Source organism: Spirosoma horti (assembly GCF_054776595.1).
Map to the genome: position 1 here is coordinate 855,279 of NZ_BAAHBQ010000002.1, position 12,264 is coordinate 867,542.

Annotated in this window: 12 protein-coding genes and 1 tRNA gene; 7 read left to right on the forward strand and 6 right to left on the reverse strand. The window is 47.7% G+C overall.

Annotated features, from left to right (window positions below):
- Window positions 1-183: 183 nt before the first annotated feature.
- Window positions 184-1,077, forward strand: a complete 894-nt coding sequence (locus ACYVAM_RS07480) for a helix-turn-helix domain-containing protein (RefSeq protein WP_461065478.1) — start codon at window positions 184-186, stop codon at window positions 1,075-1,077.
- Window positions 1,078-1,201: 124 nt separating this feature from the next.
- Here the strand turns inward: ACYVAM_RS07480 and ACYVAM_RS07485 are convergent.
- Window positions 1,202-1,274: transfer RNA gene (locus tag ACYVAM_RS07485), tRNA-Thr, on the reverse strand.
- Window positions 1,275-1,370: 96 nt separating this feature from the next.
- On the opposite strand from ACYVAM_RS07485, the gene ACYVAM_RS07490 reads away from it, so the two are divergent.
- Both ACYVAM_RS07490 and ACYVAM_RS07495 read left to right on the forward strand, forming a co-directional pair.
- On the forward strand, window positions 1,371-3,362 hold the full coding sequence (locus ACYVAM_RS07490; protein ID WP_461065480.1) for an ABC-F family ATP-binding cassette domain-containing protein: 1,992 nt from the start codon (window positions 1,371-1,373) through the stop codon (window positions 3,360-3,362).
- A gap of 138 nt (window positions 3,363-3,500) precedes the next feature.
- A complete protein-coding gene (locus tag ACYVAM_RS07495; protein ID WP_461065482.1) occupies window positions 3,501-4,559 on the forward strand; it encodes a PA0069 family radical SAM protein in 1,059 nt (352 codons plus the stop codon).
- A 9-nt stretch (window positions 4,560-4,568) separates the two neighbouring features.
- Here ACYVAM_RS07495 and ACYVAM_RS07500 read toward each other — a convergent pair whose 3' ends face one another.
- On the reverse strand, window positions 4,569-4,904 hold the full coding sequence (locus ACYVAM_RS07500) for a nuclear transport factor 2 family protein (protein WP_461065484.1): 336 nt from the start codon (window positions 4,902-4,904) through the stop codon (window positions 4,569-4,571).
- Between the two features lie 17 nt (window positions 4,905-4,921).
- Entirely contained in the window at window positions 4,922-5,704 is a 783-nt protein-coding gene (locus ACYVAM_RS07505; RefSeq protein WP_461065486.1) for an SDR family oxidoreductase, read from the reverse strand.
- 124 nt (window positions 5,705-5,828) lie between these two features.
- Between ACYVAM_RS07505 and ACYVAM_RS07510 the strand changes: the two genes are divergently transcribed.
- Entirely contained in the window at window positions 5,829-6,215 is a 387-nt protein-coding gene (locus tag ACYVAM_RS07510) for a winged helix-turn-helix transcriptional regulator (RefSeq protein ID WP_461065488.1), read from the forward strand.
- Window positions 6,216-6,249: 34 nt separating this feature from the next.
- Here the strand turns inward: ACYVAM_RS07510 and ACYVAM_RS07515 are convergent, their stop codons facing one another.
- Window positions 6,250-7,194, reverse strand: a complete 945-nt coding sequence (locus ACYVAM_RS07515; RefSeq protein WP_461065490.1) for a bestrophin family protein — start codon at window positions 7,192-7,194, stop codon at window positions 6,250-6,252.
- A 191-nt stretch (window positions 7,195-7,385) separates the two neighbouring features.
- Here ACYVAM_RS07515 and ACYVAM_RS07520 point away from each other — a divergent pair, with 191 nt between their 5' ends.
- Window positions 7,386-8,642, forward strand: coding sequence for a type IX secretion system plug protein (locus tag ACYVAM_RS07520; RefSeq protein WP_461065691.1), 1,257 nt, complete (start codon window positions 7,386-7,388; stop codon window positions 8,640-8,642).
- A 55-nt stretch (window positions 8,643-8,697) separates the two neighbouring features.
- Here the strand turns inward: ACYVAM_RS07520 and ychF are convergent, their stop codons facing one another.
- Entirely contained in the window at window positions 8,698-9,798 is a 1,101-nt protein-coding gene (ychF, locus tag ACYVAM_RS07525; RefSeq protein WP_461065492.1) for a redox-regulated ATPase YchF, read from the reverse strand.
- 273 nt (window positions 9,799-10,071) lie between these two features.
- Window positions 10,072-10,398 carry a DUF3276 family protein gene (locus tag ACYVAM_RS07530; RefSeq protein ID WP_461065494.1) on the reverse strand — a complete coding sequence of 109 codons (327 nt, stop codon included), beginning with the start codon at window positions 10,396-10,398 and terminating at the stop codon, window positions 10,072-10,074.
- Window positions 10,399-10,671: 273 nt separating this feature from the next.
- Between ACYVAM_RS07530 and ACYVAM_RS07535 the strand changes: the two genes are divergently transcribed.
- Complete coding sequence (locus ACYVAM_RS07535) at window positions 10,672-11,106, forward strand: septal ring lytic transglycosylase RlpA family protein (protein ID WP_461065495.1); 435 nt, start codon at window positions 10,672-10,674, stop codon at window positions 11,104-11,106.
- Between the two features lie 191 nt (window positions 11,107-11,297).
- Window positions 11,298-12,209 (forward strand): DUF58 domain-containing protein, encoded by a 912-nt coding sequence (locus ACYVAM_RS07540; protein ID WP_461065496.1) that lies wholly within the window; start codon window positions 11,298-11,300, stop codon window positions 12,207-12,209.
- Window positions 12,210-12,264 lie beyond the last annotated feature (55 nt).

Sequence of the window (12,264 nt, forward strand, 5' to 3'; positions counted from 1 at the left end):
GTGAGTTAAGTTTTGGACCTTTTGCCTCGCTTTCTTCATTTGACAAGACAAAGGTCCGGGTATTTTTTTGTCTGAACGGTATACAGATTACGGACATGACTACCAATATTACTGATTAATATATAGCCATTGAGGAAAGGGCCCATAAAGCAGTAATTTCGGCTAGAGATAATCAACCAGGACATGGATACACGGCGATTTGAGACAATAAACGATTATAACGTCCTCAACAACAATGAAACACGTCACCCGTTGGTAAGCGTGGTTGACTTGTCGAAGGCAGCTCCAAGGCAAGCCTCGAACCTGTATTTCGGTTTCTACACCATCATTTTAAAAGAGGTGAAATGTGGGGATCTGCGGTATGGTCGCCATACGTACGACTATCAGGAAGGGACGCTGGTATTTATTGCCCCCGGACAGGTGGTTAAAGTCAAAAACACGGGAGAGCCGTATCAGCCCAAAGGATATGCCGTTGCTTTTCATCCTGATTTGATCCATGGTACTTCCCTTGGACGGCATATTCAGGACTACTCCTTCTTCGGCTACCAATCGTACGAAGCGCTTCATTTATCCGAACGAGAAAGGAAAATCGTTTTGGATTGTTTTTCAAAAATTGACTATGAATTAGACAATGCCATCGATAGGCACAGTAAACGGCTGATCATCAATACTATTGAGTTATTCCTGAACTATTGCGTCCGTTTTTATGAGCGTCAATTCATTACCCGTGATACGGTGCATAGAGGCTTTCTGGAGCGATTCGAACAACTGTTAAATGCTTATTTCCAAACGGATAGACCACAAACAATTGGGTTGCCTTCGGTAGCGTATTGTGCGGGTGAATTAAACTTATCGGCTAACTATTTTGGGGATCTGATTAAAAAAGAAACGGGCCAGTCCGCTCAGGAATACATCCAGGCAAAGATGATTGAGGTGGCTAAAGAGAGAATTTTCGACCACACCAAGTCGGTTAGTCAAATTGCCTATGACCTAGGCTTTAAATATCCCCAGCATTTTATCCGTCTATTTAAACAACGGGTTGGGCAATCGCCCAATGAGTATCGGATGCTGAAATAAGGAATTCGTCTATGCCTAAAGTTGACGGGTAGCCTTTAAACCCCATATGTGCTTGTTCAGGCAAACACTAGGCAAAACCAACAAAAAAGCACTTAACATTTTTGTTAAGTGCTTTGTGATCAGGAGCCTCCTATAGGACTTGAACCTACGACCCCTTCATTACGAATGAAGTGCTCTACCAACTGAGCTAAGGAGGCTTTTTACTGCTCTGCAGCAGCTTTTGGGAATGCAAATATAATAGAGTGGAATTTAAGAACGCAAGTATCCGTTCTATTTTTGGTAAATTTGCATCCATGATTTCCATTACGAACCTATCGTACTACCTCGGTAGCCGGGCTTTATACGAAAATGCCTCGCTACATATTAAGCCAAACCAGAAAATCGGCCTGATCGGCCTCAATGGTACGGGCAAATCAACACTACTCCGTATTATCAATGGTGAATATCAACCCGACGGAGGGATCATCTCCAAAGCGGGTGATGTGTCCATAGGCTTCCTGAATCAGGATTTGCTGTCCTACCAGACCGACGATTCCATCCTCGCCGTAGCCATGCAGGCATTTGCGCGGCAAAATGAACTGCAAATCAAGATCGAGGAACTACTCCACAAAATGGAGACCGATTATACGGATGATCTGGTTGATAAATTAGGAAAGGCTCAGGAAGAATTCGATGCACTCGATGGCTATACGATCCAGTCCAGAGCCGAAGAAATTCTGGAAGGCCTTGGCTTCTCAACGGACGATTTGAGCAAACCACTCAAGTTGTTCTCCGGCGGGTGGCGGATGCGGGTAATGCTCGCCAAACTGCTGCTGGAAAAGCCATCCCTGCTGATGCTTGATGAACCGACCAACCACCTGGACTTACCGTCGATTCAGTGGGTTGAAAAATACGTTCAGAATTACGAAGGATCTGTTATTGTCGTTTCCCACGATCGGGAATTCGTTGATAACGTGGTGGATACCATTGTTGAAGTGTCGGGTGCCAAGCTGAATTATTATGCGGGTGACTACTCGTATTACATGGAGGAAAAAGCGCTGCGGAACGAGATTCAGAAAGGTGCCTTCGAAAACCAGCAGGCTAAAATCCGCCAAACGGAACGCTTCATTGAACGCTTTAAAGCAAAAGCTTCCAAGGCTAAACAAGCTCAGAGCCGCGTGAAACAGCTCGAACGGATGGAGCTTGTCGATGATGTGATCGACAGCAGTGCACGGGTCAATTTTAAATTCAATTTCTCCCAGCAACCCGGTCGGCACATTCTGCATTTAGATAATATTTCGAAGGCTTACGGAGAGAAACGAATTCTGACCAACTCCACGGCCCGGCTCGAACGGGGTGATAAAGTTGCCCTGATTGGTGCCAACGGGCGCGGTAAGTCGACGTTGTTGCGCATTATTTCGGGTTCCGAACCTATCAATGGCGAACGTGTTCTGGGGTATAACGTTTCGTTTAGCTTCTACGCCCAGCACCAACTTGAGTCACTACGGGTAGAGGATTCGATGCTGGAAGAGCTCAAGCAGGCTAACCCAACAAAGTCGGATGGTGAACTTCGGGGTGTACTCGGCTGCTTCCTGTTTTCAGGCGACGATGTGTTCAAAAAAATCAAAGTGCTGTCGGGGGGCGAAAAATCGCGGGTAGCGCTGGCGAAGGTATTGCTTTCTCAGGCGAACTTCCTGCTGTTGGACGAACCGACCAACCACTTGGACATGCAGTCGGTGAATATCCTAATTCAGGCTTTGCAACAGTATGAAGGCACGTATGTGGTGGTTTCCCACGACCGGTATTTTGTCTCGCAGATCGCCAACAAAATCTGGTATATAGAAGACGAGCAGATCAAAGAATATCCTGGCACGTATGATGAATACGAGTGGTGGCAGGAAGAGCGCAAAGCGCAGGGTATTGGCACAGGCAAACAACCCGTCGAAAACCCGAAAACGCAGCACGTGGCTAGTCCGGTACCCGCTACCAACGGACAGTCGTCGAACGGCAATGGGCAGAAGGCCACAAACGGCCGGGCTTCCGACGACGAACGTCGAGAATGGCAGAAAACTCATAAGAGTCTGACCCGTCAGGCTGAAGAGGCTGAGACGAAAATCGGACAGTTGGAAAGCCGAAAAAAGAAACTCGAAGTTGAATTGGCGGATCCAGCTACTTATGGCGACGATAAATTGATGCAGGCTAAAAACGATGAATACAGACACGTCATGGCCCAAATCAATCAGTTGCAGGATGAATGGGAAAATGCCCTGCTCGAAGCCGAAGAGTGGGAGAAGAAGTTAGCGTAAAAGAATGAGTTTGTGGTTTGTCGTTGGCTGACGCATAGCATTATTGATGCGTCAGCCAACGACAAACCACAAACTATAAACCATAATCTCATTCTTTGTCGTACAAATGAAATATAATTATATTTTATTTGTACGATTATGGCAGACTACAAAAAAGGGCGGGGCGCGCAATTTAATTCAGCCAATTCTTTCTCGACGCATCGATACGACCCAGATGAACTGGCTGCGTCGTATGACGATGACTTTCCGGAATCATCGTTAAAAACCCAGTTCTTCGAAGAAACACCCAAACAACTAATCAGTCGGTCCACGAGTCCTGATGTTGGGTTTTCTGCCTCTATCAACCCATATCAAGGATGCGAACATGGCTGTATTTACTGCTACGCCCGTCCTTCGCACGAATACTGGGGGTTCTCGGCCGGGCTGGACTTTGAGAGTAAAATAATGGTCAAAAAGAACGCGCCAGCTTTGCTCGAGAAGGAGTTTCAGGCACGCTCTTATAAGCCAGCCGTTCTTCACTTTTCGGGAAACACGGATTGCTATCAGCCCGCCGAACGAACCTATCAGCTAACCCGACAACTGCTCGCGCTGTGTCTGCGCTACCGAAATCCGGTATCAATTATCACCAAAAACGCGCTGATCCTCCGCGATCTGGACATCCTGAAGCCGCTGGCCGAACTCAATCTGGTTAGCGTCGCCATCTCAATCACGACGCTGAATGAATCCCTGCGGTTACTGATGGAACCCCGTACGGTTACGGCCATACAACGGTTGAGAACGATGGAAGCGCTACATGGGGCGGGTGTACCGGTTGGCGTTATGACGGCACCTATTATTCCCAGCCTGAACGATCAGGAGATTCCGAAACTGATCGAACAGGCCGCCGAAGCAGGCGCTTGCTGGGCGGCTTATACCGTAGTCCGGCTGAATGGGGCGCTTGGTCCTTTGTTCACCGACTGGCTTCGGCAGGCCTTCCCCGACCGCGCCGACCGAATCCTGAATCAGATTGCCGATTGCCATGGCGGGCAACTGAATGATTCCCGTTTCAAGACCCGCATGGCAGGTGAGGGGGCCTACGCCCGGCACATTGCGCAATTGCACCGGATCGCCTGCCAGAAATACCTGGCAAACCGCCAACCCCCCGAGTTAAGTACGGCGTTGTTCAGGCCCGCCGGGCAGTTGGGTTTGTTTGAGTAATCAGCCGTCTTAAACATCAATACTTAAGCTTTTAATTGCCTCATTTTCAAAGGTAAAACTATACTTGAGCGGTAACGGGCTTCCTGCGAAATTTCCAGATACCATAACGGTTAAAATACCTCCTTTCTCATTTGTTGAGAAGTCGATTGGTGCCAGGGTTACCCGGTACTTTTTATTGGTTTCTTCATTCCACAGCTGTATTTCAGCGGGTCCCTTATATACTTTACCTTCATCCTGTACAATCGCGTTGTTGGCAAATAAGGCAGCATAGCTATGGCTATCATATTTGTTTTGAGCTTCAACTAAAGCTGCAATGAGTTGTGGGAGCACTAGGGTAGTCGACATACGTGTTTCAGTTAAGGCTAGACTGTTGGTATTGTTCCACCATCAATTACATATTCTGTTCCTGATAAATAAGCCGCGCGGGGCGAAACTAGAAACGCAATCAATTCGGCGACTTCTTCGGGCTTTGCAGGTCTGCCCATCGGTATTCCGCCCAGGGAATCCATTAGCCCCTGTAAAGCTGCGTCAATGCTAATCCCTGAGCTTTCTGCCAGCCGTTCGATCATTCGTTCGGCAGCGTTTGTCTGGATAAAACCCGGTGATACTGTTAAGACCCGTACTCCCTTTGGGGAGACTTCGTTTGACAGGCTTTTGCTATAGTTGACCAACCCTGCTTTAGCTGCGGCATAAGGCAAGGTGGAGTCGTATAGGGGAAGTCTACCCTGAATGGATGCGATATGGATGATTACCCCGGCAGCCTTGTTGAGCATGTAGGGCAGCAAGCCCCGATCGAGTCTGACAGGTGCCAGCAGGTTCGTGTTAATGGTTTCTTCCCAGTGTTCGTCAGTTAGAACCTGAAAGCCGCCACCCGGTGTTTCCGAACCACCAGCATTGTTGATCAATATGTCAACACCGCCGAAACGGTCTGTCAGTTCGTCAATAACTTTTTGAGTACCCGCCGGCTTACTTAAATCCGCTGCGATAAAATGGACGTTATTATCTTGTACTTCAGGTTTGTTTCTGGCCGTTACGATTACCCGGGCTCCTGCTGTTGCTAATCGTTCGGCTATTGCTTTTCCCGTACCCTTGGTTCCACCTGTAACCAAGACTGTTTTGCCTGATAATTCATTGTCAATAGTCATAACTTCGTGATTGAGCAGGCAAAGGTCAATACGAATGACAGGCTCTACAAGTAGGGAAAATCGATTCAGATAGGGATAGATTTATCCCTATTAAACAGGTTCAAAACAGCAAATTAGTTGACGTATGCATGACCGTAAAATTCCCATTACACTAGATTGTGGCCTCGACCTGGTGGCAGAAGTTTTATACGGAAAATGGAAAATCAGACTGCTTTACTTTATCGCTGAAGGCGCGATAAGGCCAAGTGAATTACAGAAAAAGATTCCTGCCGCCACCCCCCGCGTGTTAACCATGCAGTTGAAGCAATTGGAAGAGCACGAACTTGTCGCGAAAACTATTTATCCGCAGATACCCTTGAAAGTGGAATACAACTTAACCGACTTTGGGCGGTCTTTACTGCCCATCATCACTATGTTGGGGCAGTGGGGTGATGACCACCAGGACCGCTTACGGGATCTCATAAAAAAACAACATACCCGCGAACAACCTACACAGGATCAAGAGGTTTAAGGCTAAGAGGGGTCTGCCAAGCTACATAAACGGCTTATTTCTCAACTGAAAAACCCTTTGGCGTTCGGCTCAGTTGGTCAGTCAGGGCCAACTGCTCGGTGTGGTCAAATGTCTGCGTAACGGTCTTTTGAATGCCCTTGCAGATCGTGTCGAGCGGGAGGTCATTATCATCGGTGCCAAACGGATTCTCAATCTCTTCGGCAATCACTTCCAGGCTGGCCAGCACATAAAAAACGAATACCACCAGCGGCACAACCAGAAAGTGAAGGTTCGACACGTAACCAAAGGGTAGCGTAAGGCAATAGATAAAGATGAACTTCTTGATGAACGAGCTATAGGAAAACGGAATAGGCGTATTTTTGATCCGTTCGCAGGCCCCACAAACGTCCATCAGGGATTGAATTTCCGGATTCAGCAACAGCAGGTGTTCAGGTAAAAGTATTCCCTGTCGTTGTAAATCATGCATCTTCCCGAAAAGCGACAGGGCAATCTGCTGAGGAACATGCTCAGTCAGGCGCAGGTTATGGACACCAAATAATGTACTTTCCGTAAACTCCTGTTCAATGGTATGCTGACGCAGGTGATTTTTCAGCGAATAAGCGAAATTGGGAATCATGGCCCGGAAAAACTGGCGGGCTTCGGTTTGCGAAGGTTCCAGAAGCTGGTCCATTTTGAGTGCCATATTCCGGCTGTTGTTTACCAGAGCGCCCCATAATTTCCGGCCTTCCCACCAGCGGTCATAAGCCGTGTTGGTACGGAACACCAGCAGCATTGAAATAACGAAGCTCAGCAGGGTGTGCATAAGCGAGAAATTCTTAAGATGAGCATTGTCGCTCAGTCCCATGAACTCAATAATGTAGACGACAGTAAACGAGTAAACGCCAACGGCTACCAAAACGGGTAGTAGCTTTCGAACGGTATCGGCCCGGTTGAAAGTGATGATAAACCGAAACCAGTCTTTTGGATTATAATTGACCATAAATGGATGCTATTGGTTGAGTAAACGACAGGCTTAGGCCATTTCGCTGGGGTTATCAACAGTTGGAGTCAACGAATGTTGATAAGAGTGTATAATCCCGACAGCGTCATGGCGTTCAGTTAGTAATAGGGTACAATAAAAACAGATTGATGCGTAATTCCTTCAGAATTTTTGCCGTTTTGTGCTGCCTGATGCTGGCGCTGCCTGTGTGGGCGCAGCCACTTCAACCGATTGATCACATCTATGACCCCAAGATTGAGACCGTACTGCTGTTTCCGCAAGTCAGTGCCAATCAACTGGACCCCGCGTTAACGCTTAATTCACCCGTTATTTCGCTCGATGAGGCCGTTTCTTTACAACTTGAGTTCGATGATCTGACGGCTAACTACCGCTCTTTTCGGGCGCGGCTGATGCATTGCAATGCTGATTGGCAGCGGTCAATCCTGAACGATATTGAGTTTACGTATGAATACAACGACAACCCGATAACCGATTACCAGATTTCGATCAATACCAAGATTCCGTATTACCATTACCGGTTTATCCTGCCACGGGTGAAGTTACCCGGTAATTATGTGCTGGTCGTCTATGATGAGCGGAATCGGAACAATATCCTGTTTACGCGTCGGTTCTGCACGTATCAGAACCGGGTAACGGTGGCGGCCGATGTCCGTTTTTCATCCAATCCGGCTCGTCAGTTCAGTGATCAGCAAATTGATATGACGCTGAACTATAAGGGGTATCAGGTTATTTCGCCCCAGGACGATTTTAAAGTCGTTATTCGCCAGAACTACCGCGACGATCGGGAAATTCGGGGCCTTCGACCAACCAACGTGCAGGCGTTCGAACAGGTACTGGACTACCGATTGATTGATTTAAGTAATACCATGCCGGGTGGTAATGAATTCCGGTTTTTCGATACGCGAACGATTCTTTCCCGCGCCAATTATATCGACCGCATCGACCGCCCCGCCGACCGCAACATTGCGTATGTGCAGGTCGATCAGCCGCGTAATCGCGGAGTTTATATTCAAAGTGATGATTTCAATGGCCAGTTCGTGATCGATCACCGGGAAACAGGCAACGGCGCGACCAATGCCGATTATATTGAAACGGTTTTTACGCTCAAAACACCTGAAGTTTCAGGGTTCGATGTGTACGTTAATGGGGCCTTTAATTTCTGGCAACTTACGGACCGAAACCGGATGGTGTATGACCCGTTACTGGGCGCTTACCGCGCTACGATGATGCTGAAACAAGGTGTCTACAATTACGACTATGTTGTTGCGACAACCGGGCCGCAACCAAAAGTGGATGAGAACTTCATTGAAGGAAGCTTCTCATCCACCGAAAATGAGTACGAAGTATTTGTCTACCATCGTCCGCCAGCCTCCCGCGCCGATCAACTGATTGCCTATCGTCGGGTAGGGGTAAACAAACGAAAGTAAGGCGTTGGTGCGGCATTCCGACATCCTGTCGGAATGCCGCACCAACGCCTTACGGTTAGGCGCTGTGGAGGAACTCCATAATATCGCCGTCCTGCACTACATATTCTTTGCCTTCGACGGCCAGCTTGCCCGCTTCCCGAACGCCCGCTTCGGTTTTAAACTGTGTGAAGTCAGGGAGTTTCATGACCTGCGCCCGAATGAATTTTTTCTCAAAATCGGAGTGAATCACGCCAGCTGCCTGGGGCGCTTTCCAGCCCCGGTGAATCGTCCAGGCGCGAACTTCTTTAACGCCCGCTGTGAAGTAGGTAATCAGGCCCAGCAGTTTATAGGAGGCTTTGATCAGTTTACTCAAGCCCGATTCGGTCAGGCCATATTCGCCCAGAAAGAGTTCACGTTCTTCAGGATCTTCCATTTCGGCAATCTGCGCTTCGATACCCGCGCTGATCACGATCACTTCAGCGCCTTCATCTTTGACGGCTTCCCGAAGAGCATCCGAGTACTTATTTCCGTTCGGCAGGGATCCTTCGTCTACATTGGCTACATAAATAACAGGTTTCACTGTCATCAACGAGATATCACCAATGGCAGCTTCGGCTTCTTCGGGCGATAGCTGAACCGTGCGGGCACTTTTACCTGCTTCGAGAGCCGTTTTGTAAAGTTTCAGGATTTCCAGTTCGGCTTTTGCCTTGGCATCGCCCACGCGAGCGGCTTTATCAATCCGCTGGATCTTTTTATCGACCGAATCCAGATCTTTCAATTGGAGCTCGGCGTCGATGATTTCTTTATCGGATACCGGATCGACTTTTCCTTCGACGTGAACGATATTATCATCTTCAAAACACCGGACAACGTGCACAATGGCATCGACTTCCCGGATGTTCGCCAGGAACTTGTTGCCCAATCCGGCACCCTGACTAGCGCCTTTTACCAACCCGGCAATGTCAACAAACTCAATGATAGTTGGCACGACGCGTTGGGGTTTTACGAGTCCTTCGAGTGCATCCAGGCGTTCATCGGGTACCGTCACGACGCCCACGTTAGGTTCTATTGTACAGAACGGGTAATTGGCAGCTTCGGCCTTCCCGCTCGAAATTGCATTAAATAGGGTTGATTTACCCACATTAGGCAAACCTACGATTCCACATTGAAGTCCCATAAATAATTGTGAATGATTAAATGACTAAATGAGAGAGTAGGTTCTATAAACGAACTAGTCAATCATTCGATCATTCAAAATTCAATCATTGATTTTTACAAAAATACAACCGTAATGGCGGACCGCAAAAAAGCCCTCGGCATTAATAGGCCGAAGGCTAAGGGCACGGTGAGTAAAGAGTCGGGTTTGTTGAGTAAAGGAATCGGGCAGTAAAGTCTAGTTCATTCGTAAGCGGTCAGGGAATCACTCGCGGTCATCCGGTGTAGATTTATTTTATTCCCACTTTAATTCGCTGGCGAAGTCGTCCTGTTCGTCCCGTTCGCGCTGAACGAACTGGGAGAAGTCAACTTCGGGCATAAGTTCGGTTTTGACATGGTCGACCGTTTCCTGCAGGGCTTCGACAAACTTATCGAAATCTTCTTTGTAGAGGAACATCTTATGCTTCTCGTAGACGAATCCTTCGCCCTGCGGGTGCCGGCGACTTTCGGTAATGGTCAAATAATAGTCGTTTGTACGGGTTGACTTAACGTCAAAAAAATACGTTCGTTTGCCCGCCCGAACCCGCTTTGAATAAATTTTTTCCCTGTCTTTTTCGTCCACAATTTAGTCGGTTTAGTCAGTTCACAGGCGCTAAAGTACGTTCAATCAGGATAGAACAAAAAAAATGTTCTCAAATATATTTTGGGGTTATTTGACCTCAAAAACGAGCGGGTTTGTGGAGACCATTCCACAGTTTTTTGGCTAAATGCTTGGTTATAAAGCCTGTGTAAACTATCTTTGTTTTACAGGAATTGCACTTTTTGGGGGCGGATGGTATGTAGAAAGCTTTTAGACATGCCCTACGCCTATTTTTTTCACGTAACCAAGAGCTGTATGAGTTTAATCATGTCCCTTATGTTGTTCTTTAGCAACATAAACCCGGCGGAGGCTCTCCCGAGCCTCATACAGAAAGGCAAAGCGTCTTTTTATTCCAAGAAGTTCAATGGTCGCAAGACCGCATATGGTGAGCGCGTTAGCTCAGAATCCCTTGAAGGTGCCCACCTTCACCTGCCCTTAAACACGTTGGTGGAGGTGACGAACCTCGATAACCAACGGTCCGTAATTGTACGAATCAATGATCGGGGCCCCTTTTCTAAAGGTCGTGTCATTGATCTTACCCTTGCCGCAGCGCATGCACTTGGCATGGTTTCTAAAGGAATCGCTAATGTATCGCTCCGGGTTGTTGGCAAAGGGCAGGCTATTGCCATGACGCCTTCTGCTTTTACAACACCCATTGCTTTTCAGCCTATGCTGGAACCCGTTATGTAAGTCGGTTTAGCCGCATTATCAGAACCGTTCGATATTTCCCTGTGCAATTCCTGCCTGAGATGTCGAACGGTTCATTTTTTGCGTTTTATATATTAGTTTGACGTTTGTAGTTTGAGGTTTGACGTTGGCTGTTGGCGCAGTCGACTATTCCTGGGGCAGCCAACGTCAAACCTCAAACTACAAACCCTTATATGAAACAGCCCCTTAATCTTGGCCAGGTACGTTCGTTTGGAAACGTCGAATTTTTGGCTCGTCAACTGGTCGAAGGATTTATTACTGGGCTTCATAAATCGCCCTTTCATGGCTTCTCGGTGGAGTTCGCCGAACACCGGCTCTACAACACGGGCGAAACCACGCGGCACATCGACTGGAAAGTGTTTGGGAAGACAGAAAAACTGTTTGTCAAACGTTATGAAGAAGAAACAAACCTGCGCTGTCATTTATTGATCGATACATCATCGTCGATGTATTATCCGGAAGCCAACTACGGCAAGATGACGTTCAGCGTTATGGCGTCGGCCTGTCTGGCTTATATGCTTCAACGCCAAAAAGATGCTGTCAGCCTGACAACGTTTGCCGATCAGATCGACCTGCAAACACAGGTAAAGTCAACGCCTTCGCACGTGCATAAGCTGTTCACGCAACTGGATCTGCTCATGCAGCAACCCAAACCACTACGCAAAACATCAGCCGCCGACGTGATTCACCAGGTGGCTGAAAAGATTAACAAACGGTCGCTGGTCGTTATTTTTAGCGATATGTTCGACAATAGCGAAAAGGCGGACGCGCTGTTTTCGGCCCTTCAGCACTTGCGTCATAATTTACATGAGGTGCTGCTGTTTCACGTAACGGACAAAAAAACGGAAGAAGATTTCGCGTTTGATGAACGTCCCTACGAATTTATCGACCTTGAAACGGGCGAGAAAGTGAAAGTCCAGCCAGGGCAGGTGCGTGAAACGTACCAGCAAGCCGTGAAGACCTATTTTCAGGAATTGAAAATGCGCTGTGGGCAGTATAAAATTGACTTCATCGAGGCCGATATCGCCCAAGGCTTCGACCAGATTTTACAGGCTTATCTGGTGAAACGGACCAAGATGAGGTAAGTAACGTGCGTTATGATTAATAAGCCCTAGAAGGGCGACATCTTTGTAGGGACAT